The sequence below is a fragment of the Priestia sp. D3YE.R1 genome, assembly GCF_049199565.1.
Classification (GTDB): domain Bacteria; phylum Bacillota; class Bacilli; order Bacillales; family Bacillaceae_H; genus Priestia; species Priestia aryabhattai.
Window position 1 is genome coordinate 1,433,795 of the sequence record NZ_JBLTHW010000001.1, and the last position, 25,806, is coordinate 1,459,600.

General features: G+C 37.7%; 30 protein-coding genes. 18 read left to right on the forward strand and 12 right to left on the reverse strand.

Annotated features, from left to right (window positions below):
- The first annotated feature begins 259 nt into the window (after positions 1 to 259).
- Entirely contained in the window at positions 260 to 463 is a 204-nt protein-coding gene (locus ACOZIR_RS07525) for a cold-shock protein (RefSeq protein ID WP_014459099.1), read from the forward strand.
- A gap of 297 nt (positions 464 to 760) precedes the next feature.
- Complete coding sequence (locus tag ACOZIR_RS07530) at positions 761 to 934, forward strand: hypothetical protein (RefSeq protein ID WP_169746652.1); 174 nt, start codon at positions 761 to 763, stop codon at positions 932 to 934.
- 197 nt (positions 935 to 1,131) lie between these two features.
- Here ACOZIR_RS07530 and ACOZIR_RS07535 read toward each other — a convergent pair whose 3' ends face one another.
- The gene (locus tag ACOZIR_RS07535; protein ID WP_025908891.1) at positions 1,132 to 1,332 is read right to left on the reverse strand and encodes a cold-shock protein; all 201 of its coding nucleotides are present in this window, start codon (positions 1,330 to 1,332) and stop codon (positions 1,132 to 1,134) included.
- A gap of 290 nt (positions 1,333 to 1,622) precedes the next feature.
- Here ACOZIR_RS07535 and ACOZIR_RS07540 point away from each other — a divergent pair, with 290 nt between their 5' ends.
- Positions 1,623 to 2,498, forward strand: coding sequence for a YitT family protein (locus ACOZIR_RS07540; RefSeq protein WP_013058095.1), 876 nt, complete (start codon positions 1,623 to 1,625; stop codon positions 2,496 to 2,498).
- 916 nt (positions 2,499 to 3,414) lie between these two features.
- The gene (fbp, locus tag ACOZIR_RS07545; RefSeq protein WP_045290780.1) at positions 3,415 to 5,343 is read left to right on the forward strand and encodes a fructose-1,6-bisphosphatase; all 1,929 of its coding nucleotides are present in this window, start codon (positions 3,415 to 3,417) and stop codon (positions 5,341 to 5,343) included.
- A 55-nt stretch (positions 5,344 to 5,398) separates the two neighbouring features.
- On the opposite strand, the gene ACOZIR_RS07550 is transcribed toward fbp, so the two are convergent.
- Both ACOZIR_RS07550 and ACOZIR_RS07555 read right to left on the reverse strand, forming a co-directional pair.
- Positions 5,399 to 6,106: a M48 family metallopeptidase gene (locus ACOZIR_RS07550; protein WP_045290778.1), complete on the reverse strand. Its 708-nt coding sequence runs from the start codon at positions 6,104 to 6,106 to the stop codon at positions 5,399 to 5,401.
- A 1-nt stretch (position 6,107) separates the two neighbouring features.
- Entirely contained in the window at positions 6,108 to 6,611 is a 504-nt protein-coding gene (locus ACOZIR_RS07555) for a DUF1456 family protein (RefSeq protein ID WP_034268493.1), read from the reverse strand.
- A 422-nt stretch (positions 6,612 to 7,033) separates the two neighbouring features.
- Here ACOZIR_RS07555 and ACOZIR_RS07560 point away from each other — a divergent pair, with 422 nt between their 5' ends.
- The 3 genes from ACOZIR_RS07560 to ACOZIR_RS07570 all read left to right on the forward strand — a co-directional run bounded on the left by ACOZIR_RS07560 (position 7,034) and on the right by ACOZIR_RS07570 (position 8,948).
- Positions 7,034 to 7,564, forward strand: coding sequence for an ECF transporter S component (locus ACOZIR_RS07560; RefSeq protein WP_328120850.1), 531 nt, complete (start codon positions 7,034 to 7,036; stop codon positions 7,562 to 7,564).
- An 89-nt stretch (positions 7,565 to 7,653) separates the two neighbouring features.
- Positions 7,654 to 7,845, forward strand: a complete 192-nt coding sequence (locus ACOZIR_RS07565; RefSeq protein WP_013058089.1) for a hypothetical protein — start codon at positions 7,654 to 7,656, stop codon at positions 7,843 to 7,845.
- A 206-nt stretch (positions 7,846 to 8,051) separates the two neighbouring features.
- Entirely contained in the window at positions 8,052 to 8,948 is an 897-nt protein-coding gene (locus ACOZIR_RS07570; RefSeq protein WP_045290772.1) for an alpha/beta fold hydrolase, read from the forward strand.
- A gap of 220 nt (positions 8,949 to 9,168) precedes the next feature.
- Here the strand turns inward: ACOZIR_RS07570 and ACOZIR_RS07575 are convergent, their stop codons facing one another.
- Positions 9,169 to 9,735, reverse strand: coding sequence for a CBO0543 family protein (locus ACOZIR_RS07575; protein ID WP_045290770.1), 567 nt, complete (start codon positions 9,733 to 9,735; stop codon positions 9,169 to 9,171).
- A gap of 226 nt (positions 9,736 to 9,961) precedes the next feature.
- Between ACOZIR_RS07575 and ACOZIR_RS07580 the strand changes: the two genes are divergently transcribed.
- The 4 genes from ACOZIR_RS07580 to ACOZIR_RS07595 all read left to right on the forward strand — a co-directional run bounded on the left by ACOZIR_RS07580 (position 9,962) and on the right by ACOZIR_RS07595 (position 12,800).
- A complete protein-coding gene (locus ACOZIR_RS07580) occupies positions 9,962 to 10,231 on the forward strand; it encodes a hypothetical protein (protein WP_045290768.1) in 270 nt (89 codons plus the stop codon).
- 101 nt (positions 10,232 to 10,332) lie between these two features.
- On the forward strand, positions 10,333 to 10,710 hold the full coding sequence (locus tag ACOZIR_RS07585; protein ID WP_310877916.1) for a hypothetical protein: 378 nt from the start codon (positions 10,333 to 10,335) through the stop codon (positions 10,708 to 10,710).
- A gap of 276 nt (positions 10,711 to 10,986) precedes the next feature.
- Positions 10,987 to 11,610: an FMN-binding negative transcriptional regulator gene (locus ACOZIR_RS07590; RefSeq protein WP_340141907.1), complete on the forward strand. Its 624-nt coding sequence runs from the start codon at positions 10,987 to 10,989 to the stop codon at positions 11,608 to 11,610.
- A 212-nt stretch (positions 11,611 to 11,822) separates the two neighbouring features.
- On the forward strand, positions 11,823 to 12,800 hold the full coding sequence (locus tag ACOZIR_RS07595) for a ring-cleaving dioxygenase (protein ID WP_328120856.1): 978 nt from the start codon (positions 11,823 to 11,825) through the stop codon (positions 12,798 to 12,800).
- Between the two features lie 57 nt (positions 12,801 to 12,857).
- Here the strand turns inward: ACOZIR_RS07595 and ACOZIR_RS07600 are convergent, their stop codons facing one another.
- The 4 genes from ACOZIR_RS07600 to ACOZIR_RS07615 all read right to left on the reverse strand — a co-directional run bounded on the left by ACOZIR_RS07600 (position 12,858) and on the right by ACOZIR_RS07615 (position 15,217).
- Positions 12,858 to 13,061 (reverse strand): YjcZ family sporulation protein, encoded by a 204-nt coding sequence (locus ACOZIR_RS07600; protein WP_372454474.1) that lies wholly within the window; start codon positions 13,059 to 13,061, stop codon positions 12,858 to 12,860.
- A gap of 293 nt (positions 13,062 to 13,354) precedes the next feature.
- Positions 13,355 to 14,248: a tyrosinase family protein gene (locus ACOZIR_RS07605; protein WP_045290758.1), complete on the reverse strand. Its 894-nt coding sequence runs from the start codon at positions 14,246 to 14,248 to the stop codon at positions 13,355 to 13,357.
- A gap of 242 nt (positions 14,249 to 14,490) precedes the next feature.
- A complete protein-coding gene (locus ACOZIR_RS07610) occupies positions 14,491 to 15,003 on the reverse strand; it encodes a hypothetical protein (protein WP_045290757.1) in 513 nt (170 codons plus the stop codon).
- A 4-nt stretch (positions 15,004 to 15,007) separates the two neighbouring features.
- On the reverse strand, positions 15,008 to 15,217 hold the full coding sequence (locus ACOZIR_RS07615) for a hypothetical protein (protein ID WP_045291055.1): 210 nt from the start codon (positions 15,215 to 15,217) through the stop codon (positions 15,008 to 15,010).
- A 198-nt stretch (positions 15,218 to 15,415) separates the two neighbouring features.
- Here ACOZIR_RS07615 and ACOZIR_RS07620 point away from each other — a divergent pair, with 198 nt between their 5' ends.
- The gene (locus ACOZIR_RS07620) at positions 15,416 to 15,955 is read left to right on the forward strand and encodes a GNAT family protein (protein WP_310877911.1); all 540 of its coding nucleotides are present in this window, start codon (positions 15,416 to 15,418) and stop codon (positions 15,953 to 15,955) included.
- Positions 15,956 to 16,016: 61 nt separating this feature from the next.
- On the opposite strand, the gene ACOZIR_RS07625 is transcribed toward ACOZIR_RS07620, so the two are convergent.
- The 3 genes from ACOZIR_RS07625 to ACOZIR_RS07635 all read right to left on the reverse strand — a co-directional run bounded on the left by ACOZIR_RS07625 (position 16,017) and on the right by ACOZIR_RS07635 (position 18,123).
- Positions 16,017 to 16,652 (reverse strand): FMN-dependent NADH-azoreductase, encoded by a 636-nt coding sequence (locus tag ACOZIR_RS07625; protein ID WP_045290752.1) that lies wholly within the window; start codon positions 16,650 to 16,652, stop codon positions 16,017 to 16,019.
- Between the two features lie 487 nt (positions 16,653 to 17,139).
- The gene (locus ACOZIR_RS07630; RefSeq protein WP_045290750.1) at positions 17,140 to 17,775 is read right to left on the reverse strand and encodes an FMN-dependent NADH-azoreductase; all 636 of its coding nucleotides are present in this window, start codon (positions 17,773 to 17,775) and stop codon (positions 17,140 to 17,142) included.
- Between the two features lie 30 nt (positions 17,776 to 17,805).
- Entirely contained in the window at positions 17,806 to 18,123 is a 318-nt protein-coding gene (locus ACOZIR_RS07635; RefSeq protein ID WP_013058076.1) for a winged helix-turn-helix transcriptional regulator, read from the reverse strand.
- 205 nt (positions 18,124 to 18,328) lie between these two features.
- Here ACOZIR_RS07635 and ACOZIR_RS07640 point away from each other — a divergent pair, with 205 nt between their 5' ends.
- From ACOZIR_RS07640 to ACOZIR_RS07665, 6 genes are all read left to right on the forward strand, one after another.
- Entirely contained in the window at positions 18,329 to 18,571 is a 243-nt protein-coding gene (locus tag ACOZIR_RS07640) for a spore germination protein (protein ID WP_045290747.1), read from the forward strand.
- Between the two features lie 222 nt (positions 18,572 to 18,793).
- Positions 18,794 to 20,455, forward strand: a complete 1,662-nt coding sequence (locus ACOZIR_RS07645) for a glycosyltransferase family 2 protein (protein WP_310877910.1) — start codon at positions 18,794 to 18,796, stop codon at positions 20,453 to 20,455.
- 127 nt (positions 20,456 to 20,582) lie between these two features.
- A complete protein-coding gene (locus tag ACOZIR_RS07650; RefSeq protein ID WP_045290745.1) occupies positions 20,583 to 21,203 on the forward strand; it encodes a polysaccharide deacetylase family protein in 621 nt (206 codons plus the stop codon).
- 276 nt (positions 21,204 to 21,479) lie between these two features.
- Positions 21,480 to 22,049: a LemA family protein gene (locus ACOZIR_RS07655; RefSeq protein WP_080890139.1), complete on the forward strand. Its 570-nt coding sequence runs from the start codon at positions 21,480 to 21,482 to the stop codon at positions 22,047 to 22,049.
- Entirely contained in the window at positions 22,049 to 22,819 is a 771-nt protein-coding gene (locus tag ACOZIR_RS07660; RefSeq protein ID WP_412762012.1) for a TPM domain-containing protein, read from the forward strand. The genes ACOZIR_RS07655 and ACOZIR_RS07660 overlap by 1 nt, the downstream gene beginning before the upstream one ends.
- Positions 22,820 to 23,037: 218 nt before the next feature.
- Positions 23,038 to 24,408, forward strand: a complete 1,371-nt coding sequence (locus ACOZIR_RS07665; protein ID WP_045290741.1) for a DUF2254 domain-containing protein — start codon at positions 23,038 to 23,040, stop codon at positions 24,406 to 24,408.
- 37 nt (positions 24,409 to 24,445) lie between these two features.
- On the opposite strand, the gene ACOZIR_RS07670 is transcribed toward ACOZIR_RS07665, so the two are convergent.
- On the reverse strand, positions 24,446 to 25,750 hold the full coding sequence (locus tag ACOZIR_RS07670; protein WP_045290740.1) for an aldehyde dehydrogenase: 1,305 nt from the start codon (positions 25,748 to 25,750) through the stop codon (positions 24,446 to 24,448).
- Between the last annotated feature and the right edge of the window lie 56 nt (positions 25,751 to 25,806).

A 25,806-nucleotide genomic window follows, 5' to 3' on the forward strand; every position in this document is an offset into this window, starting at 1 on the left:
CTGTGCAAAATATGAACACGTAAAAAGAGCCTTCTCTTTGTATAGCATAGAGAAGGCTCTTTTTACCATTCAAAGACTTATTTCATTCCCTGTATTTGCTATCTGCGGTTCCGTATGTTACGATTAAGTTAATTATTTTTGTTCGGTATAAGATTGAGAGAAGAGAAATCTCTTCTATAGAATTTTTTATCTTAAGATAGTATGGTTGGACAAGGGTAGTAATACAAGCGTGGAGTATTCCACACCAGGAGGCACTATTATGGAACAAGGTACAGTGAAATGGTTTAATGCAGACAAAGGCTTCGGCTTTATCGAAGTTGAAGGCGGAGACGATGTATTCGTACATTTCAGCTCTATTCAAGGTGAAGGCTTTAAATCGTTAGAAGAAGGTCAAAAAGTAACGTTTGACATTGAACAAGGTCAACGCGGAGCACAAGCTGCTAACGTTCATAAAGTAGCGTAATTAATCCAAAGTAAAAAAGACTCCACACAGGGGTCTTTTTACTTTGAATTTTAATAATTTAAAAAGAAATGATTTTAAAAAGGTTACTTTAAACATAAGTATAGACATTGGAGACAGAAAGCTAGTAAAGATAGGTATACGTAAGGTATCAAAAAACTAACTTTCGCTGGAGTAGCCGTTGGAAAAGGTTGCTGACTATCAGAATGCTCATAAAGTAAAATATAAAATGCACATTATATTTCCCGATAAATAAAGTTAAAAATTTAATTGTTTTTGATATGAGAGAGGATGAAGGATATGAGTATAAGCTTATTTGCTAATGGAGAAACAGTAAGTATAAAAGCATCTAATGAAATAGTGATCATTGTAAAAAGTCATTACGTGAAAAACATGAAAAGATATTCTTATACAGTTGATAAATATCCAAGTACATTTTTCTTTGAAGAAGAGTTAATGAAACACGAATCATAATTATTCATGAAGAAATATTGATTTATAGTTTGGATTACGCCAATACTATGCTATACTGAGTTTACCATTTGTATTACCGATTACTATTTTTGTATTAATAAGCCCTATTCCTCAAGGAGTAGGGTTTTATTATTGTATTTTCAAAGTAATGAAAAAGACAGACTCCATGGAGTCTGTCTTTTTATATTTATGATGGATTACGCTTTTTGAACGTTAGTAGCTTGAGGGCCGCGTTGACCTTGTTCTACTTCAAATGTAACTGCTTGACCTTCGTCTAAAGATTTGAAGCCTTCGCTTTGGATTGCTGAGAAATGTACAAATACATCGTCTCCGTTTTCGCGTTCGATGAATCCAAAACCTTTTTCTGCGTTAAACCATTTTACTTTACCTTGTTCCATAATTGTTGCCTCCTAGTGTGACACGCACACATTGTGTTACTATCCTTGCCCAAATCTATAGACGAAAGTTATTTAACTTATCAATCTTTACCGAACAAAAATAATTCTTCTTAAACTTAACAGAAATGAGGACTTATTGCAAGGGTAGAGTCTGTACAGCTAGAAGTTCTCCTTTGTCTATGTTTGCACTATGTGAGCTAAAAAACGATACGTAAGCCTCCTCAGTTCAAATAAAGAGAATGTTTGTGGTACACTTAAATAGTAAAAAACATTTAAAAGCGGGGAATTATATGAACACAACTAAAAAACACCACAGGCCTAAGCGGCTAAAAATTGCTTTCCGAGCACTAATGGTCATTATCGGAGGAATTATTGCAGCTTACGGCCTAGAAACTGTCTTAATTCCAAACCACGTTTCAGATGGAGGAGTAACAGGCATTAGTATCGTTGCTTCGAACCTATTTGGCTTACCACTTGGAGTTCTCATTGCCGTTATTAACATTCCTTTTGTATGGTTAGGGTATCAACAAATCGGGAAAAGTTTTGCTATATTTTCCATCCTCGGAATCGTCTCACTAGCTGTCGGGACAAGCCTCATGCATCACACCCCAGCGATTATTGAAGGAGATACACTACTCGTAACCGTTGTCGGCGGTATTATCCTTGGTTTTGGAATGGGAATCGCACTGCGTAATGGCGGCGCGCTAGATGGAATCGATATGCTAGCTGTACTGCTTTCTCGAAAACTGCCGTTTGGAACAAGTGATCTTATTTTGTTCTTAAATGCATTTGTATTTATTTTTGTTTCATTAGTATTTGGTTTGCAAGGCGCGATTCTTTCTGCAATTGCATACTTTATTGCATCCAAAGTTATTCACATCGTAGAGGTAGGGTTAAGCGGATCGAAAACCTTCCAAATTATCACTTCTCAGCCTGCGTTAATGGTAGAAACAATACGTGATCGTTTAGGTCGAAGCGCTACATATAAAGAAGCTTACGGCGGATACTCCCATGAGAAATTCAAGGAAATCACATGTGTAATCAACCGTTTGGAAGAAAGCAAAATGAAAGAAATTATCAATGAAATTGACCCGACGGCTTTTGTTACGGTATATGACGTAGCCGAAGTTAAAGGCGGTAATTTCCGAAAGAATAATATCCACTAAGTACACCAATCACTACATTTGTACAAACACTCTACCATATCCTCTTTTACTGAGGTGTGTAGAGTTAAGAAAAGCAGCGTGATGTCTTGCATCCGCTGCTTTTTTTGTATCGTAACATCCACTTGCGAGAAGCCGCCTGTTGGATAGCTAATTTGCTTAGCCGAGGTTTTTAAAAACCACATACTTTGAAAAAGTGAAACGGTCAGAATGAAGCCGGATAGGGTACCTGCAGACATTAGCGTAATGATTTTTCCTTTATGTTTCTTCTTTAAAGATTTGACAACAGCGCTTCATATTATAATAGAAGCAATTGTTACTGAAAAAAGCCACATACAACTTCTTCCTTCGTTAAACAGCAGACTCAGGTAGCCTACGTGTCCCATATGTATTTGTATGAACTTTCTTCTCGTGCTTTATCTAACAAAGCCAATAGAAAAAATCTCTGAACGTAGAAGAACAGAGATTCAACAGAATGATGATTCTTATATAATACAAAGGATGACTTTTCCTGTCTCAGAAAGAAAGGTCATCTTTATCGTACCATCACCAAGGATTTGACGCTGTGCGTTTTCTCACAGCGAGGGAAGAAAAAATCTGTTATTGTTTAGAGGTCGGAGTAAACTTTCTTAATTATGTGCGCTTCTTTCATATGTATCGAACCTGCTGATCTTAGTCAGCAGGTTTTTTTATGTTATCAGCTAGCTGTCATCTTCAAGGGGACAAGAGCTGTTAATCTTTATAGACAAATAGACTTTATACCATTTTACCCATACGTAAAATAGGTTAAAATAAAGAGGTGAGGCATGGAGAGAAAAGAGTTAAATAAGAGGTGCGTAACATTATAATCACCATTTATCTTATAGGGTTATAGCGGTGATTATACTAAATGGTGAACGTTGAAAGGGGATACATAGTTTTGAACACAAAATATCTAGATTTACTTGCACAAAAGTATGATACGGAAGAAAAAGTGGTAACCGAAATTATTAACCTTGAAGCTATTCTTCATCTGCCAAAGGGGACCGAACATTTTGTCAGTGATTTACACGGCGAGTACCAAGCTTTTCAGCACGTGCTGCGAAATGGTTCAGGGAATGTAAAAGAGAAAATCAAAGATCTTTTTAAAAATGTATTATCTGACCAAGAAATCAATGAATTTGCGACATTAGTGTATTATCCTGAAGAGAAATTGCCGTTGATTAAAGCGCAGTTTCGAAACAAAAAAGAACTGTATGAATGGTATAAAGAAATCATTGATCGTATGCTGAATCTCATTTCATACGCTTCTTCTAAATATACGCGTTCTAAACTGCGTAAAGCATTGCCGGAGCAATTTGTGTACATTATTGAAGAGCTGCTATATAAAACGGATGAATTTACAAATAAAGAACAGTACTATACAAAAATTGTTCAGCAGATTATTTCTCTTGGGCAAGCCGATAAGCTTATTATAGGGCTTGCTTATACGACGCAAAGATTGGTTGTGGACCATCTGCACGTAGTAGGAGATATTTATGATCGTGGACCTGAACCGGATAAAATTATGGATACGCTGATTAACTATCACTCCGTTGATATTCAGTGGGGAAATCACGATGTACTATGGCTAGGCGCTTTTGCGGGTTCGAAAGTTTGTCTTGCCAATATTATTCGTATCTGCGCGAGATACGACAATCTAGATATTATTGAAGACGTATATGGCATTAACCTGAGACCGCTGCTTAACTTGGCGGAGAAATACTATGATGATAATCCTGCTTTTAGACCAAAAGTAAGCTCGAGTGACAAACTATCGGATCATGAACGACTACAAATTACGAAAATTCATCAGGCTATTGCGATGATTCAGTTCAAGCTTGAAAGTCCGATTATAAAAAGACGTCCTTTCTTTAATATGTCGGAAAGGCTGCTGCTTGAAAAAATTGATTATGATAAAAATGAAATTACGATATACGGAAACACGTATCAGCTAGAAAACAGCTGCTTTGCAACGGTGGATCCGGCGCAGCCTGATCAGCTATTAGAAGAAGAAGAGCAGGTAATGGAAAGACTGCTGCTTTCCGTGCAGCATTCGGAAAAGCTGGCGAGACATATGAAGTTTCTTATGAAAAAAGGCAGCCTTTATTTGAAATACAACGGAAACTTATTAATACACGGCTGCATTCCTTTAGATGAAGAAGGAAACATGGAAAAAATGACGATAGAAGATAAAACGTATGCAGGCCGTAACTTGCTTGATGTTTTTGAACATTATTTACAAGAGGCTTTTGCACATCCTGAAGAAACGGATGATTTGGCCACAGATATGGTCTGGTACCTATGGACAGGAGAATATTCATCACTCTTTGGGAAACGCGCAATGACGACGTTTGAACGATATTTTATCAGTGATAAAACAACGCATAAAGAGAAGAAGAATCCATACTACTATTTACGGGAAAATGAGGAAGTCTGCCAAAACATCCTCGCAGAATTTAATCTGAATCCTGATCACGGTCATATTATTAATGGTCATACGCCTGTCAAAGAAATTGAAGGAGAAAACCCGGTCAAAGCAAATGGAAAGATGATTGTTATTGACGGCGGTTTTTCAAAAGCGTATCAGTCCACAACAGGGATCGCTGGATATACATTATTATATAACTCTTACGGCATGCAGCTAGTCGCTCACAAACACTTTAATTCAAAAGAAGAGATTTTATTAGAAGGAACGGACGTCTTATCCGTAAAGCGATTAGTTGACAAAGAACTAGAAAGAAAAATGGTTTTAGAAACAAACGTCGGAGAAGAATTGTTAAAAGAAATTTCTATTTTAAAAGATTTAAGAAAGTATCGCTATAGTTAAAGACAAAAAAAGAGCAGTATGCCCCTGGGCTTCTGCTCTTTTTTGTTTAGCGGTACTACACCGTCATTTCCCAGCTCGACATTTCCAGCCAGTGCTCTTGTTCACGATAGTCGGGCATGATTTTTCCGACAAGACGCCAAAAGGACCGATCATGATTCATGTGAACCATGTGGCACATTTCATGAACGACTACGTAATCAATGACGTGCTGCGGTGCCATTGCCAGCCGCCAGTTAAAGGTTAGCTGACGCTTAGAATCACACGTGCCCCACGCTTTTTTGCTATCCGAAATCGAGATGGATCGCGGCTTTGTTTTAAAATGTTTTTGATAGGAGGAGATACTCTTGGTTACTAGCGCTTTACATTGCTGATAGTAAAAGCGTTTGAGCGCTTGTTTTATCGCTTCATCGTCGTGCTGATTGACATAAACCTGAAGCGTGTCCGCTTCAAACACTACAGAATCCTTTGTAATGGTCGAATCGTGATGAATCTGTATCGGATAGTTTTTTCCTACATACAAAAAGCTTTCTCCGTGTTCATAGACTTTTTTCTTTGGTCCATGCGTTCTATCTTTCATTTCGCTTATTTTTTGATGAATCAATGCCCAGTTGTTTTCTAATAACATACGTACTTGTTCAGTAGACGTTCCTTTAGGAGCCAGGACTTCGACCGTTCCGTATCCGTCTACTTTGATCGCAAAAGAACTTCGGTTTTTATATCGTATTTCATAATGGATACTCTGATTTGAAAAAGTGTGTATCATTTTATCCTCTATATTGTACGGTTAAGCCTCTTAGGAATTTTCGAGCAAAATTCTCTTTGCACGGTTTGTAATTTTTGTGGCCTTTTTTTCGTAATAAAGCACCTAATTCTGCTTTAGATACACGTATGCCACCGTCATCAAATACTTCTAACATCTCTTCACTTGTTAGGGACAAAGCAATTTTCACTTTCTTTAATAAGACGTTATACATATTTTGATTGCTCTGAACCGGCGCTGGAGGTGCTTGCCCTGGTTTAGGGTCTTGTTTTCCTCTTTTAAAGGTAATAAAACCGTTTAAAAAAGAATCTAACATACTGTTCGTGCACGGTATATGATCGTCCGCATGAACTGCATCCTCGTCTTCTTCATCCGGTGTTCTCGTAAGGATTTTTAATACGTCTTCTTTTGTTACATCTTCTCCGCCAAGATTAAAGATCTCTACCATTTCTGTATTTTTTAAATCCAAGGCATATCGTAATCTAATTAAAATATCGTTATTATCCATTCTTGCTCCTCCTATAACTTGCTTGCTGTATGTAAAAATTATGACTGCCACAATCTGAACGGACTTAGTCAATATCAGTACAATTATAGTAACAGGTTCCACTGGAATTCTAGGTTATTCCATTCATTTCTACAAACATATAACTTCTCATATTTATCAGCCTTCGTCAACTCTTGAAAAAAAACGATTTGCTCATATTATGTCCGAACAGACTCTTTACCATAACAAAAATTAGGCGCCGCAGTCTGCTAAAAGAAGCAGAGGTAGCTTTATGTTTTTAAGAATGGATAGGACAATTTTTGAAGTTGGAGGATCCCTGTGTGCTCCTAGAATGATATACCTTACTAAATAAATAGTTTTACATATTTATTAAGTGTCCAATTAGGAGTATGATAGTAGTAAAAAAAGAAAGAGGTCAACAAATGAATTCAACATACTCACCAAGAGAATCAACCAAAATCAAAGCTTTATCCATGCATGCGCTTTTTATCGCACTGACGTTTGTAGCTACCATGTTTATCAACATCAAGCTTCCCATCATGGGTAACGGAGGCCTTATTCACTTAGGCAACGTTCCTCTCTTTATAGCGGCCTTTCTTTACGGCAAAAAAACAGGAGCCATCGCAGGGGCTTTGGGAATGGGGTTATTCGATCTCATTTCCGGCTGGACAGCATGGGCACCGTTTACGTTTATTATCGTAGGGACAATGGGCTTTTTAGCAGGTCTTATCTCCGAAAAAGCACCGGGTAAAAGAGCACTTGTGAACACACTGGCAGTTGTTGCTGCGCTGATTGTAAAAATCGTGGGCTACTATTTTGCCGAAGTGATTCTTTACGGTAACTGGATCCTTCCGCTTGGCTCTATACCGGGCAATGTGATGCAAGTTGTGATAGCAGGTATCATCGTCGTTCCGCTTGTAGGGCGCTTAAAGAACAGAGCGGTACAAATTTAATTCGTCAATCGTAAGCCGTTTTACCATTATCCTATCCTTAAGTGATATACTTGATAGATATTCATCAAGTGAAAGGAGCGGAAAACACCATGAAATATCTAAAATCACAGATGAAGCAGCTCATTAAGGACAACCAGGAACTGCAAGGTAAGCTGAATGGACTGATGAAAGAGCACAGCCTTGAAAAAAACTTTGCTCTTAAAGCTCTTTACCATGCAGAAGTGGCTGAAGGCGGAAAATATCAGCTTGCCTATCAAGCACTGGACGCACCGAAAAAGTAATGGCCTTGTTGCTCATTCGTATATTTCTTCATTATAAAAAGGCAGCCGAATCGCGTATTTGGCTGCTTTTTTTAGCAAATAGAATGACATAGAATTATTTTGGCTTTTGCACAACTTCTTTCAAACTGCTTAAATCTTGATAAATAGGGTATTAAAAAATAAATGCTAGGATCGTTCTAATTATATAAGAAAAGAGGAAAATAGCGATGACCGTATCTGCTTTAGAACAAGCAAAAGTAGAATTACCGAATGGAGAAACAGTAAATTATCGAATGAAAAAAGGCGGAAAAGAGGTGCTTTTGTTAATTCACGGAAACATGAATTCTTCCCTTAACTGGGACGTATTAATGAACAAACTTCCAGAACACATCACAGCTTATGCCATCGACTTAAGAGGGTTTGGAGACTCCACTTATCATACACCTATCCACACAATCAAAGACTTATCAGATGATGTCAAACTGTTTGCGGATGCTTTAAAGTTGTCTGCTTTTACAATAAGCGGGTGGTCATTAGGAGGAGCAGTTGCTATGCAATATGTGATTGATCATCCGAATGATGCCAAAAATTTAATTCTATTAAGCTCCGTCAACATCAAAGGCTATCCCATTCCAAGAAGAACGTTTCTAGAACTGCCTATTCCTAACAATTTTATACAAACCAAAGAAGAAGTAAAAGAAGCATTTAGAATGGTAGAAAACGCGAAAGAAACAAAAAACACATGGTTTTTAAAAATGATGCTGCGTCAATTTTTATATACAAAAAATAAGCCGTCTGCTGATCAATTTGAAAAGTATTTAGAAGGAACGATCAAGCAGCGCAACTTAATTGATATCAATTACGCACTCATGAGATTTAATATTTCAAACGATTTTAATGGTGTTGTTCAAGGGACAGGAGAGGTGGAAAAAATCACGATTCCTACTATGGTTATTCAAGGAGATGAAGATAAGATGGTTTCGACAAGAGATGCATCTGACATCGCGAAAGGCATAGGGGAAAATGCAACGTTAAAAATTATGAAAGGTGTAGGCCACTGCCCGCTGTTAGATGATTTAAGCAGTTTAATGGACTTATACAACGCTAATTTAAGCAGGGCTTAGGAAAAACGAGATTTTCTTTCCTAACAAAAGTTTTATTATTGCTAGATGCAGCATGTTCTAAATCCACACAAGCAAAAGGGGCTACCTGCAAAAGAGGTACTGTGAGATGAAAAAAGCGTGTTATCTTTTGAGGAAGCAGACAGCGAGCAAATAAAGCCACTACAAAAAACGTAAGGTCTTTTTAAAGAGGCTTACGTTTTTTTACATGCACTCAACGTATTCAATTGTGTTTTTCAAAATAAAGAAAAAGGTTGGTAATCCATTTTGATAGCACTATCACACCGAGATAAAATACAAATAAATGACCGTAAGTAGCCCATTCATGCAGCTGGAAAAAGCCAATCCCAGTTAATAACGGTTTGAAAATAAAAGCAAAAAACAAACAAAGAGCCGTTGCGTATAAATAGTAATTTTTATGATGGTTAATTGTCCATTGATAAAGAAGCATAAAAGAGACAGGAATAAGCGAAGCATCTAGGCTAAAGCTTACGGGTATGATTGTGTTGATTTGGTAAGGATACGTCCACAGCCCGTTATAAACTCCAGCGGTATCACTATAGTGAAACCAAACGTGCACGTTAAATCCATAAAACCCTAAGTGAAAGGCTTTTTTTCGATCAATTAAAAAATAGAGAATGACTAAAGGTAAAATAAAAGCACTCAAGGTAATCCAAAACTGCCAAGAGCCTGGAGTGGAGTAGTGGTGCCAATATTCAGCCCACGTTTTGGCTAGGTTTTCCTGGATGCTATGTATTTTTTTAAGATATTCCTGTTGGTTTGGTGTCAATGTAATCCATCCTTTTTAAGTAAGAAAAATTTCGTTACTTTTAAAATACCCTTTTCTTAAGGTTTGGATACCTTTTCCTATTGAGTTGTTATTATCTTTCCGATGAGAAATTGTGTTTTTAACACGTTACGTGTAAAGTATGTAGTATTTCATTTTTTTATATGCACTCCTCGACTTTTCGCTATGCTAAAATAGTAGCTATAAAAAAGGGAGAAGCAGGGAGTGTATGAAGAGTCATATTTTAAACGTAGTGATAGCGGTTGTTTCTATGATGGTCAGTTTAATAATTCTTTCTTTATCTCGATCATTATCCGATGAATCAATGAAGCGGATTCGGATTAAAGGGCTTCTTATCCCGATGTATTGGATAGCTAAAGGATACTTTAACGTATCGTGTGAACGATTTGTGCGCAAATGGTTATATGTATTCGGGATTGTCTTGATGCTCTCATCAATTTGGCTACTTGGAGTTGCCCTTTATCAGCTCACCATTTAAAAAGCAGTTACAGCGACTGCTTTTTTCCATTTTTATGAAACTTTCAGCGCGGTTTTTACGTATAAAAGGTATCAATAAAATAGTAGAAAAAGGAGTGCAGAATGAAATATTTTGACGAAGCAAAAGAACTATGGTCAAATTATGTTCCGAGAAATGGGCAGTCGGATATCGTAGAAGGCGAGGTCATTCGAGCCATTGAAAAGCTTCGCTGTGAAGCTCAAGGCAACGGAAATGCCAATTGGGACGGCGGATTTGAGATGCTGGTGTTATATATACTAGACGTGTTAAATGACCCTACCGTATTCAGTGCAGCTATGTTAGCAGAAATAAAAGCCGATGTTCACACCTTGCTCACTTCGGCAGAAGATCCGTATTTAGAAGACGACGTATACGATCGCTTGACGGATCGCGTCATCGAGTGGCATATAGCCAAAGGCGGACCTATCAAACGAGAAAAAAATCCTCAATTGTATAGATGAACGTGAGAAAGGAGCTGTTTTAAACAAGCTCTTCTTTTTTTTTGAGTTCCTGAGGCTATATTTAACCAATAAATATCTAATTGCATCATGTGCTAAATAAATATACATAAAAAATCAGCGGTTTACATCACAGCAGTCTAGCATAAGTCTCTTAAAAAGTCGATCCACAAATGGTTAAATGTTTGCTGACCTCCATAAAAAGTTCATAACTGACGCTGTTGCAAACACCTGTATTATTATATTCTTTACTAAATAAAAGATAAAGGAGAAGCGCCGATGTATATTCCAAAGTATTTTAAAGTGAATGATGAAAAAATCATGTATGATTTTATTGAAGACAATGGATTCGCTACTCTGTTTTCATATCATAATGAAAAACCTTATGCTACTCACTTGCCCCTGATGTTAGATCGGAAAGAAAAAGCTTTATACGGACATTTTGCTCGTCCGAATCAGCAGTGGAAAGATGCTGAAAATCAAGAAATTTTGATTGTGTTTCAAGGGCCGCACTGTTATATTTCACCGTCTTGGTATGAAACGAATCAAGCTGTACCAACATGGAATTACGAAGCTGTTCATGTGTATGGAACCATGAAAATGATTGAAGAACCAGCAGAACTGCTTGGGCTGCTGAGTAAGATGGTAGTGAAATATGAAAGTCCGAGTAGTACATATACACTAAATGACGTTGATCCTGCTTATATGAATGGTTTAAGCAAAGGAATCGTTGGGTTTAAAATCGATATTACTAAAATGGAAGGCAAACAAAAGATAAGTCAAAATCATTCAGTCGAAAGACAGCAGTTAGTCATAGAAAAATTAGAGCAGACGTCTCGTGAAAATGAAACGAAAATTGCGGAGCTGATGAAGCGAAATGTGCAGCGCGTGCTTAAGAAGTAACCGCTGTTGGAAAAGCTCAGCAGGTTGTTAAAGGAAAGATAAAAAAGAAACTAAATATGTGTTTAGTTTCTTTTTTATGTTCAAGACATTTTCTTTTTATTGACAAACAGGCTGTATATCCTTTAAAATTATCTTTAATTAAAGATAATTAAATTAAAGATAATTTTAGCGAAAGTTAAAAAATTTATATATTATGAAAAGAGGCGGAGCAGATGGAATTGTTAGGGTTGCATCATGTATCTATTTTGACGGGGAAAGCTGAAAAAAACTATCATTTTTTCACTAAAGTTTTAGGCATGCGATTAGTAAAAAAAACGGTGAATCAAGATAACACGCAGTCTTACCACTTATTTTATGCAGATGGAGAAGGGACGCCAGGAACGGAAGTAACGTTTTTTGATATTCCGGGGCTTGCAAGAACGCATCAAGGTGCATCTGACATTTCAACTGTGTCGCTTCGCGTTAAAAGTACGGATTCTTTACACTTTTGGAAAGAACGCTTCGAGCAGTACGGAGTGGAATATGAAGAAATAGCTAAACGAGCTAATCGTGATACATTAGCATTTAAAGATTATGAAGGTACACGTTTGCTTCTTGTCGCGGATAACGGTGAAAAAGGGGTAAGAGCAGGTGTGCCGTGGAAGCGTGAAGACATTCCGTTAGAACATGCGATTATCGGCTTAGGACCGGTCACGCTAACGGTGGGCACGGCAGAACCAACTGTTGACGTACTGACAAGTATTATGGGATTTCGCTACGTGGGTTCTTATCCATCTCTTGCAGGAGATCATGGAGATATTTTGGTTTATGCAACGGGTGAAGGTGGAAGCGGAGCCGAAGTTCATATTGAAACGAGACCTGATTTGCCGAAAGTTCGCTTAGGGCGCGGTGGCGTTCATCACGTTGCCTTCCGTGTTCCAAATGAAGAAGAATACAATAAGTGGGCAAGTCGATTAAATGAAAACAGTCTGCCGAATTCCGGTAAAGTAGAACGATACTATTTCAAAGCACTTTATTTCAGAGAACCAAACGGCATTTTATTTGAATTATCAACGGACACACCTGGATTTGCGACCGATGAACCGCTTGAAACGATGGGTCAAACACTAGCGCTGCCCCCATTTTTAGAGCCGAAGCGCAAAGAAATTGAAGAGAAGCTGAGACCGCTAGATTTGGACGAAACGCTATAAGGTTTGCAGCGACTAAGACATGAAAAAACTCCAGTATTTATACTGGAGTTTTTTAGGTTAACAATCATCGTGATGGAAACCGAAACCACATGCACCAATAATAATGAGTAAAATAAACAGTACGATGATAATGGCAAAACCATTGCCTCTGTGGCAAGGAACGCTATATCCACATTCCATATACCCATAGTCCGGCATTGTGTAGCCGCAGTGTGGAATCATATGGTCATAAGCAGGAGCAGTGTAGGCGTGGTGAGCCATAGCAGGTGAGAACGGCATATTTTCATTAGAACTAAAAGGTGCGTTTACGTTATTATGCATTTTAATATCTTCCCTTCATTTATAAAACTTTTATAAAGCTTTGATAACTTATTCATATGTTCCAAGGTCCTCATATGAAGCTTATTCACAGCCCAATTATGGTTGATTAACTATATTTTATGGTGAATGGAAATGTAGCAGTGAGTTTTACAATGCTTGTGGCCTTATAAGTTATGTCAGAAGGGAAGGGGGGGTACCTGTTTTTGATTGTATACCGCTGTTTCTAGAACTGGTTATGAGGAACGTTTTGATTTTCTTAATTCTATATCGTATACGTACCCAAGCTTTCGATGGTTCATAACGTCTTCAGGGGTTGTATTCCAAGGATACATCGGATCTCTAAAATTTTGACCGAACGGCCCGTTTTTCATCGGCTGATAGTTTTGATTGCGATGAACAATTTGCCATACAGCCCAAATACGATCTACATTTGCGTGGTGTAAAAAGAAGACAGGATCATTCGGAGCAGTAGGTACAACACCCATCTGTCCGCCAACCCAACGGTGTACGCGGTTGTGAAGCTGTGGCCCGTTAATAAATCCTTCAAGCTGATTACGAAAGCTGTTTTGGCTCGTCATATTCCAAGGTGGCGTATCATATTGCGTTATTTTTAAAGCATTAAGAACATCATCTCGAGTAGGGAGTGTAGGTGCTTCTTTCGTTGCGCCAAAATTACGTTTTAGCCCTCCAGAAGGATTTCCTTGCTCATCGACCGTCGTCCAGCGTCCGGCTGCAAAAGGACCGGTATCGACGATAAAATCTTTTTTGGGGTTTCCGTTTCCTCCCATAAAATCTGCGCTCCAAATTTGTGATTGCGATGGATCCTGCAGCTGTGCATCCGTTTCCCATTCCCAATAAGGAAGGGTTACTTCTGAATCGATCGACTGAAGGTCACGTTCGAATCGCAAAAGGTATTCACGATGCCACGGCAAAAAAGCAGAACTCATATGTGCTGCATTTCGATCGCTGCCCGGAGGAGTATGAAATTTACCTGCTGCACCATGCCAGGCTATATAGCGGTCATATATTCCTTTTTTCTTTAGTATTAGCACGGCACGAATAAAATCTCTTTTTTCCGCGTCTGTAAGAGACAATACGTTTTTTCTAACTTTGTACTTGTTACTCATTTTTTAACCTCTTTCTTAAAAAAGAAGCAAGGGGCTGTTCCTTTTTTATATTTAGAATATGTCCAAGAGGTAAAAGTGCTACTGTCATATCTCTAAAATTCCACAGTCTAAAGTTGGGTTTTTTACATATCAAATAGACTTTCAATCTATTATTGACTTTTTTAGAGCTGTAGATAATGAGAAGAGGTATAATAAAAAAAGCAGGCGTGGGCCTGCTTTCTTTCCTTATATATATATTAGGGTTAATTACCTATTGGATACATGGTCGTTACGCTGTAGTCGTAGTCTTTGCCTCTGTAGTCGGTATACACAACTCTAACTTCTTGATTTAAAGAACTAATATACTTTTCTTTGACGTAATTGCCAGATTTATTATTGGTACCGTCTTCGCCTTCGTTGATGACTTCTTCGGCAATAGACATCGCTTGTTTTTCACTTAAGTATTTGCTGAATTGGCTTTTACCATGGTAATTGTCTGTGCCAGGCTTTTGCATATGCGCGACAATGTGGCAATATCCGTATTTATCATTTCCTTCTTGTAAGACAAGTTCTTTGCCGGTAAATAACCTGTCGCTTTGAGTCTCAGCTGAACATTCGTTGCTTGATGTAGTGTCCGAAGTGCTACTCGATGTGCCGCTTGAATTTTCATGCTGCTGAATGAGGGAAATAGGCGAATTGTTGGTAAATACAGCGATGAGGGCAATAACAAGTGCTACAATGGTGTATACTATTTTGCTGTTTTTAAAAAAATCCATTCCTTTATGCGTCTCCTTTTTGAATCAACGTTAAAATCAAATCGACTTTCTTTTCTAGCTGATCAATTAAGTTTTGTTTTACTTGTTCTGATTGTAATAAAGCGCTTCTTAGTTCGTCCATATCTTTTTGCATATACGCACGGTTTTCTTTTTCTTGCTGCAGCTCTTTTTGAAGAGCTTGTACCGTCAATAGCAATTCTTTATTTTGGTTCATTTCTGCGTTCACCGCCTCTGTGTTGATAAAAAGCAACTTATACCCACTATATAAAATACCACTATCCCCGCTGTAAATCGACTATTTGGATAGGAAATGAGTCCTCCTGGGTGAGGTTTTAGCAGGATATTGCTAGTTGAGAGGAGAATAGTATGGTTTACCGTAGATATATGAGCTACGCAGAAAAGAGGGAAGAAAATGTTTCCGGAATTAGAGACAAAACGGCTGATATTAAGAAAAATTGTAGAAGACGATGCGCGCGAGATTTTAAGCTGCTTTTCTGATGGAGACGTGCTGCGCTATTACGGTCAAAAACCTTTAGAAACGATTGATCAAGTGAAAGAAATCATTAAGAATTTTTCCAAAGGCTACGAAGAAAAGCAATTGATAAAGTGGGGGATTCAGCTAAAAGGAAACGAAAAGCTGATTGGTACAGTAGGGTTTCAAGAGTGGTCTTCTGAGCATAAAAAAGCAAACGTAAGCTATGCTCTTTTTCCGGAGTATTGGAGCGAAGGATACGCAACAGAAGCCGTTCATGAAGCGATCGTTTATGGCTTTAACGAACTTCAATACAATCGCATAGGAGCGATTGTATTTACGCAAAATAGCGGATCGATCGCCTTGTTAAACAAAGTAGGATTTAAAAAAGAAGGAACGTTAAGAGAGTACATATACCAAAACAGCATCCCGTTTGATACATATGTTTATTCGCTGCTGCGCGGAGAAGCAAAGATATAATTGTAAGCATAAAAAAAAGGAACACGGGAAGATGTTCCTTTTTTTATGCTTATATTTGTTATTAGAACGTACGTGCAGCTTCTTTAGCGCGAGCAATACCGTCTTCTTTGATTTCTTGTGCTTTATCTGGCATTGCAGCCTGTCCTTCTACGAATAGACTTCCGATAGAAGGAACCCCGAAGAAGTTCATCATAATGCGCATATAGCGGTGCCCCATTTCTAGTTCACCAGCAGGGCCGCGAGAGTAAATACCGCCGTTTGCTTGAATATGGTACGCTTTTTTATCTGTTAATAGACCTACAGAACCTTCTGCTGTATATTTAAATGATTTTCCAGCTACTGCTACAGCATCTAAGTATGCTTTCATCACTGGTGGGAATGAGAAGTTCCACATTGGTGTAACAAATACATATTTGTCCGCTTGAGCAAATTGGTCACTTAACTCGTTTAAGCGAGCAACTTTGCGCTGTTCTTCAGAAGTAAGCGCATCAAATTCTACGCCGCTTCCAAGTTTGCCCCATCCGCTAAATACATCGCCGTCGATGTGAGGGATATGCTCTTGATATAAATTAACGTGAACAATCTCATCCGTTGGGTTTACTTCTTTATACTCATTAATAAATGCATCTCCCGCAGCCATACTGAATGATTGCGTAGCATCGTTAGGGTTTGCTGTAATATATAATACTTTTGCCATAATTCTTTTCACCTTTCTGTCTTCAATATATAAATGTTGTTTCATGAATTAAAGATAATATGTTCCAAAACATCTACTACGTTATTAATAGTAACTTACGTAACAAATTTAGTCAAAGGTTTTTTATTGGGTTTTATCATGTTCACAAATATTTTTAAGAGTATTACGTTTTAGTTTTTATGGATAAACCCTTTGAAGATAAGGTTTTTTTCAGTTTAAAGCGTGATTTTAAACTTTATTCATTTAGAGGTACTGTCTTTTTTGAATGTAGATAAGTAAAAAACGAAAAAGAAAAATCATGTATTTTTGTTGCATTCGTTATTAATAGTAACAAAAAATAACAGCATTTAATCGTTTAGTTAAAATATATTTTTAGCGCAAAACGAGCCAGAAAGAGAGGAATATTTCAAGGGAAATATAATGGAGGGAAGAGGAAAGAAAAGAAAAAGACCCCGGTCAGCTTCGAGGTCTTTTTTTTCTATTGAATTTAAAACGTTTTGGCTATTGAATGCGCTTTTTGGAGTGCTTTTTCTTTAATTTGCGGAATTTGATCCGGGAATTTTACTTGCCCTTCAATAATAATGCTTTCAAACGCTTCAATACCAAAGAAGTCCATCATGATTTCTAAATAGCGGTGTCCCATTTCCCTTGCCATTTCAGGGCCTTCTGAATACACGTCTCCGCGGGACTGAATGTGAATTGCTTTTTTTCCTTTAAGCAATCCCTGAGCGCCTTCTTTTGTATATGTAAAGGTTTTACCTGACACGGTAATCGCATCAATGTACGTTTTCATAATCGCAGGAACGGAAAAATTCCACATTGGCGTGACAAAAATATATTTGTCAGCGAGTACGAACTGTCCGCCTAGTTCGGCTAACCGTCCGACTTTTAATCGTTCATCCGTCGATAAATCCTGGATGGAAGAGTGGGAACGAAGCTTTTTCCATCCGTTAAATACGTCTGCATCTAAGTATGGGATATCTGCTTGATATAAATCTAAATGAACCACATCATCTTCTGGATGTGTTTGCTTATACACGTCAATAAATTCTTTCCCTACAGCCATACTAAGCGATTCGCCTTCAGCTAAAGGGTGTGCAGTAATATAGAGAACATTTGCCATGATGCTCATCCTTTCTATGGAGTAGTTTTATTAATCTTGGACCCAGCTTTCTGCCCACTGGCTAATCGGCCCTAATATTTTACCTAACTCTGTTCCTTTTTGAGTCAGCGAATATTCAGAACGAATAGGGCGGTCCGGAATGACATTTCGGACAACGATTCCGTGATCTTCAAGCTCTTTAATCCGTTCTGTCAACAGCCTTCTGCTTAAGGCTGGTATACTTTCATTTAATTCACTAAAGCGTTTAGGACCGCTCATAAGCACATAAATGATTAATCCTGTCCACTTCTTGCCAATCAGTTCGAAACTTTTTTCTACTTTAGGTTGAATATCTTTTGGTTCGTCCATATTACGTATCCTCCTTCAAACAATATGGATGAAAAATAACTTATGCATTTATTGTAACAGAAAAAGCGTAAAAACATGTGGAAACTTTGGGTGAAGCAGGGCGAAATGAATAAATTCGCTAGCACCTTGCTTTTAAAACTTTTCACACATAGGCTTGTCACAGCATACGATGTACGAATTCAGTTTAAGAAAAGGTGGTATGGTCATGGCAGGAGTTATTAACATCTGTAACACAAGAATTAATGGTATGGCAAGGAACGGATCGATGAATTTTGGAGAAGTTCTTCACAACGGACACACAGCGGATGTTAAATCTGTTGGAATCAACTCAACCTATGGAGACATTTCAGCTGCTTGTGCGCGAATGACAAATACGAACCTGGATCCGGATATATTTGATCAAACAGATTTAGCGAATATAGATAACGCATATGGCAATCAGATATAAAGAGTGAGCTGCTTATAACACATAAAGTTGTAAGCAGCTTTTTTATGTTGATGAGTAAGAGGTTTATTTATGAGAAGAGAATGTTTGGTTAATAAAAATAATGATAGAGCGACCTGATAAAAATTCGGGAATCTATTATATACGCCTTTTCTAAAAAAATTTATATATTGTACAAGCACCTTGGCACTTATTGAATAGTATATAGGGGAAAAGAAAGAAAGGATGATTAAAATAGACTCTTATGAATACTACTACAACCCTGAAGATGGAAAGTATTATATTAGAAAGAGAAAAAATAGTACACATTCCTTAAAAAAGCTCAAAGACAAACTTAATAAGTCCAAGGATAAAAAGGATAGAAAAGATAAAACAAGTAAAGGGAATAAAGGGAATAGGTCCGGCGATGCAGCTAATAAAGTGAATAAATCACACGACAAAGCAGATGCAACGAACAAAACGAATAAATCACGCGACAGAGCTCATACAGCGAATGAAACGAATAAATCTCAGGACAGAGCTAATACAGTGAATGAAATGAATCAATTCCACGATAGAGCTGATACAGCAAATGAAACGAATAAATCCCAGGACAGAGCTAACACAGTGAATGAAACGAATAAATTAGATGAAAAAATGAGTAAAGCTGATATAACAGACCATTCATTATATAGAATGAGCATAAAAAATAATCACAACCATCCTATTAAAGTTAGCATCGTTATGCCTACGTATAATAAATATCATCAAACCTCTCTTTCGCTTTACGGGTTATCAAAACAAACGTTCTCTCACGCTGAGTATGAAGTCATTCTAGTAGATGACGCTTCTTCTGATAACACTTCTGGTATTTTAAAAGAAGTGGATGTCCCGTTCAAATTTAAATATATTCAAATGAAACAAAATAAAGGGCGTTCCTCAGTACGTAATATAGGAATTAATCATGCTGAAGGAGATCTTTTAATCTTTTTAGATGGAGAAATGCTAGCTCCTCCTTCTTTTATTGAAAATCATTATAAACATCATATGCACGAATCAAATCTTGTGGTTACAGGTGCCATGCATTATGAGGGAGTCTACACGTTTATTATGCCAGACTATAACGAAGATCAAATGGCTCATTTAAAAGAACTAGTAAATAACGATGCTGAGTATAGAAGATTGTATGAAAACTATGAGCAGACGAGGCAGCATTCAAATGGTCCTTTCCCTCTTGTAACAAAAGAAGATATTGATACAAACCGTTTTCAACGTTTATCCTTTCCTAATCGTTATTTCCTTAACAGCGGGTTAAAACATTTCGGAGAGCGGCTTGAAGGATTTACGCTGCCTTATATTGCATTTTTAAGTGGAAACGTATCAGTAAGAAAAGCGAACTTAAAAAAATCCGGCCTTTTTGATGAGACGTTTGTCGGCTATGGGGCCGAAGACTGGGAGCTTGGGTATCGATTGTATAAAAATGGCGTACAGTTTGTTTTAGATCCCTCTACAGTTGCTTATCATCAAGAACATGGAATATCGAAGCGGAAAGTGAAAGAGCAATGGGGTAACCACTATCGTTTTGTGAAAAAGCATCCAAATATAGACGTTCTTATTCTATCTCTTGAATGGAAAGAGCTTCCGTTTATGCATCTGCATCAAACTTTAGTTGAATATAACCAGCTGGAGGAACGTTTTCCTGACGAATATAATGAACTGAAACATGCTTTTCGCACCATGCTTTTTAGAATTATTGAATATCTAAATAATGGACAGCCTGTGACGAAACTTTACGACCTTCCTGAAGGATCGGAGGAAAGAATAAAAATTCATCAGCAGTTCGGAACACTGCGTCCTCGCGGATTTGACTACTTGGCGAGTTCTTTTGAACAAATCTATTACCTTTAGTAATTAACACTTTCAAAGAAAATATAGTATCGTCTCGTGAAAATCGTTCCGCTGCAAAAACCCCTCAACTTAGGCAAAAAAATTGAGGGGTTTATTTCTATATCTATTTTATATAAGGGGAGAAAACATGAATCAAAATTCACCAAAGTATGTTGCCTTGACGTTTGATGATGGACCCTCAGCTTACACAGCTGCTATTTTAAAAATTCTAAAAAGATATCATGTACGTGCGACATTTTTTGTCGTAGGTTCGGAAGCGGAAAAATTTCCAAAGCTGATCCGACGTATTCATAGAGACAAGCACGTAATTGGAAATCATACGTGGAGTCATCCTGATATCACAACGCTTTCTAAGCGTGAATTATGGAAAGAAATTACTTCTACAAATATGCAAATAGAGAAAATAATAGGTTATTCTCCAAAGCTATTTCGTCCACCTTACAGTTCAATAAATGATACAAGTCTTGCTGCTATTAAGGAATTGGGAATGACGTCTGTTCTATGGAATGTAGATAGTCAGGATTGGCGTGAAGAAGATCCATTGGCCATATGCAAACATACGATTAAAAATCTACAAGAAAAGAATCTTATTGTCATGCACGACGGAGATCGATACGGCAGCGGAGCGCGGGACCAAATTGTTACTTCATTACCGAAACTTATTAAGTATTTAATAAAGAACGACTATCAATTCGTAACGGTTCCTGAATTTCACCGAGTCGCATACAAGATTGAAGGATGGTCTTAAGCCAAAAAAGGATGGTTTTTAGCCATTCTTTTTTTAAAAGTATAAAATGGACAGAGATTACATGTACTAGATTATAGAAAGACTAGATAGAGAAACATGTTTGAGAAATGAGGAGTTTGCGATGAGAGTAGTATAAAAGTATTTCATCTTGTAGAGAGAGTGATTGTTAAAAAATATGGTCATCATAAATAAAATTGGCAAAAAATGAATCTTTTTAGGGTATGATTCGTACTAGTAAATAGATACATAATTTTGATGAAGAAAAGAGGTAGTACATTGAAAAACAAAGGTTTGATCGCTGCGATTGTTGTATTAGTGCTCATTGTAATTTACGGAGTAAGCTCTTACAATGGCCTCGTTAGCGCAGAGGAAGATGTAGATAATAAATTTTCCCAAGTGGATAACCAACTAAAAAGACGATCTGATTTAATTCCTAACTTAGTGGAAACGGTAAAAGGCTACGCTAAGCATGAACAGGAAGCCATTGATTCAGTCACTCAGGCAAGAGCGCAGCTAGCGGGAGCGAAAACGCCTGAAGATAAAGCTGATGCTGATCAGCAATTAAGCGGCGCGTTGAACCGCCTGCTTGTAGTGGTTGAAAAGTATCCGGATTTAAAAGCGAACGAAAACTTCAGAAGCCTAATGGACAGCTTAGAAGGAACGGAAAATCGACTTGCTGTAGCGCGTAAAGACTATAATGATGAAGTTGCAAAATATAATAAATCCGTTAAGGGATTTCCTAAAAACATGTTCGCACGCACGTTTGGGTTTGATGAAAAATCGTATTTTGAAGTAACAAATGAAGAAAAAGAAGCGCCGAAAGTTGATTTTGGGAGCGATAAATGATGAAATTCCTTGCTTCGTTTGCTTTATTATTGTCTCTTTTATGTAATACGGTAAGCGTTGCTTTTGCTGCACCTGATATTCCAAATCCGGTAGGCGATATTTACGTTCAAGATTTTGCTCATCTGTTAAATGACCAGGAAAAAGCGGATATCAATCAAATGAGTAGAAAGTTAGATGATGAAACGAAAGCTCAAGTAGCGATTCTTACGGTGAATTCATTAGGCGATTCGGATGTAGAAGAGTATGCAAATGAAGCTTTTCGAAAGTACAAACTCGGTGATAAAAAGCTGAACAATGGCGTTCTGATTTTGCTTGCTAAAAAGGATTGGAAAATTCGGATTGAAGTAGGATACGGGCTAGAAGGCGCCATCACTGATATCAAATCTGGAGAAATTATCGACTCTTATGCCATTCCTAACTTAAAAAATGGCAAATACGATACGGCGCTAGAAACTACATATAAAGCTGTTTATAACCAAGTCGTCAAAGAGTATGATTTAGGAAAAGATTTTGAACAAAAAGTGCCAAAAGCATCTCCGCCTTCTGATAGCGGTGTTCATTTAACAACGCTTCAAACGCTGCTGATTGCAGCTGTTATTGTGGGCTTGCTTATCCTTGACTTTGTCTTTTTTAAAGGAGCCATCACTCAATTTTTGCTAAACTTCCTTGTCATGTTTGGAGGAAGAGGAGGCGGAGGTGGCAGTGGAAGCGGTCCTCGCGGAGGGGGAGGCGGCAGCTCCGGAGGCGGCGGGGCGAGCCGGGGCTGGTAAAAAGATAAGATTTAAAAGAGGCTGAGATAAAATTAGGTTAGTTGAAAGAAGATCTGAACGAGATGGATTCTTGATTGAGAATCCAACGCGTTCGGATTTTTTGTTTGTATGCCTATATCTTAAAAAAAAGATTTTTTTCCATTGTATAAGCATAATCAAAAAAAATTAGGGAACTAAGAAAAAAGTTAGAGATTTACAAATAAAAAGGAAGGTTTTATATGAATACATTTAGATGGATAGCTGCAAGAAAACAGCTCTCTCCTCGTGCGTTTAAAGATGAGTTAACTAGTCAAATATGGTTTAGTCCCTTAATTTATGCTTTCTTTTCGGTTCTTTTAGCTGCACTAACGCTGTTTCTTGACTATTATTGCAAAGTAGGAGAGAAGGTTCCTTCATTTTTTTCAATCAACATGGATTTAACGAATACGTTAGTGAGCACGATTATGCCCGGAATTCTATCGATTACAACCTTTACGTTTAATTTAATGCTTGTGGTGTTTACATCATTTGCAGCTCAGTTTTCTCCTCGCGTGTTAAAAAACTTTGCTTCTTCTAAGTCTACTCAGCGTATTCTGGGTATTTTCATAGGGAGTTTTTTGTATACACTTTTTGTGTTTTTATTTTTAAACAGCTCTCAAGTAAACGGATATTTTGCGATTCCGTTTGTGACGACAGCCCTGTCTGTTTTTAGTGCGGGCACGTTTGTCTACTTTATTAATCATTCTGTTAGGTGGCTGCAAGTAAATCATATGACTCAATCAATGAAAACAGCGTCCATAAAAGCGATTAAGACAACGATTCGAGAGGAACTGGAGATTCATCGAACGCAGTCTAGTCATAGCGAACAATTTTCTTTTCCAGAAGGAGAGAAAAAGCCGGTATGTATTCAAACATCCGGCTATATTCAAACGCTGAACTACAGCCGATTGATTCACTGTGCCAAAGAGCATAATTTAGTTATAAAAATGGAGCGTGAAGTAGGAGATTATGTGCTAAGCGGAACCGTATTGTTTTATTATTGGCACAGAGATTCGACAGAGCAAGATGAAATAGATTGCACCGTCTTTCACCAATATATTCATGTAGGGAACTCTCAGACTGATATTCAAGATACTACGTATATTATTACGAAGTTTGTAGAGATGGCAGTTAAATCACTAGGGAATGATGATTTCAAAACGGCGGTTAACTCCATTCATCAAATTAGCGATATTCTTCGGGAAATTTGTGAAGCCAGTCAATTTTCTTCTTATTTAGTGGATGACAGCGGCGTGATAAGAATGGTGATTCCTGATAAAAAATTTGAGGACTTTTTATATGATGGATTCGCTAATATCCGGCACTATGCGAGACGGAATATTATCATCACGATGGAGCTGCTCAAAACGCTTGGAAATCTCGCTGAAGCCATTGGGCCAGCTTATTATGACGACATCTGGGAGTTTGCGGTATACATTTCTAAAGGCTTTGAAGAAGAGTATTTATTTGTTCAAGATAAAAAATATTTTTTACATATTCTTTGCGATTTAGCGGTTTCAACAAAAAAAGAAGAGCAGTATGAACAAATCGCCAAACAAATGAAAGAATAAAAAAAGCCGAAGTCAGACGCTGACTTCGGCTTTTTCTTTATTTATTTGAACGTTTTAAGATGCTTTTAGCATGTGAAAATGTATCAAAGCTTGCTTTTCCATGATACGCACCCATTCCGCTGTCACCAACGCCGCCAAATGGAAGGTAGTGAGAAGTCATGTGATTAATTGTATCGTTAATAGAACCGCCGCCAAATGACACGCTGTTTAAAATGTGATCTTGAACGGCTTCATCTTCAGAAAAAAGATAAAGTGCTAATGGTTTTGGACGTTTTACGATTGCTTCAATTACTTCTGAGATTTCATCGTATACGATGACTGGAAGAATTGGTCCAAAGATTTCATCTTGCATCACATTGTCTTCCCATGAGATGTTGTCAAGAACAGTTGGCTCAATAAACAGACGAGAACGATCTGTTTTGCCTCCAAAAACGATCTTTCCGTTTGTTAAGAAGCTGCTAAGGCGATCAAAATGCTTTTCGCTCACTACGTGAGGGAAGTCTAGGTTTTGTGAAACATCTTCGCCGTACGTGTTTGTTACGACTTCTTTTAGGTTAGATAGCAGCTCGTCTTTTACATTTCGCTGAACAAGAATGTAGTCTGGTGCTACGCAAGTTTGACCAGCATTTGCAAATTTACCGCGTGCAATGCGTTTTGCGGCTTCTTCAATATTTGCATCTTCGTGTACGATTGTAGGACTTTTTCCGCCTAGTTCTAGCGTAACAGGCGTTAAATGTTTAGCTGCAGCTTCTGCCACAATTTTGCCGACCATTGTACTTCCTGTAAAGAAGATGTAATCAAAGTTTTCTTTTAGTAAAGCCGTGCTTGTTTCCACTTCACCTTCGACTACCGTCAAGTATTCTTCAGGGAAGTTTTCATTAAACATCTTAGCAAGAAGGCTTGACGTATGAGGTGTTAATTCAGAAGGCTTTAACACCACGCAGTTACCTGCAGCAATCGCGCCTACTACTGGTGATACAGCAAGTTGGAACGGATAGTTCCAAGGTGCAATCACTAGAGCTAAACCGTATGGATCTTGATAAATGTAGCTTTTTGCTCCGGCATGAGTAGATGGTGTTTCTACTTCTTTTGGCGCTGCCCATTCTGCAAGATTCTCAAGTGCAAAGTCGATTTCACTTAGCACGAGGCCAATTTCTGCACGTTTTGCTTCCATTTCTGGTTTGTTAAGGTCAGCTTTTACTGCTTTTAAAATGTCTTCTTCATGACCCAAAACAAGTTCTCTCAATTTCTTTAGCGTTTCGATACGGAACGCAACGTCTTTTGTTTTACCGCTATGAAAGAATGAAAGCTGTTTTTTTGTAAGTTCTTGATAGTTATTCATCAGAAAATCTCCTTTTACTTCACATTGTTAACTCTTTATTCAATGAACAGAAATAG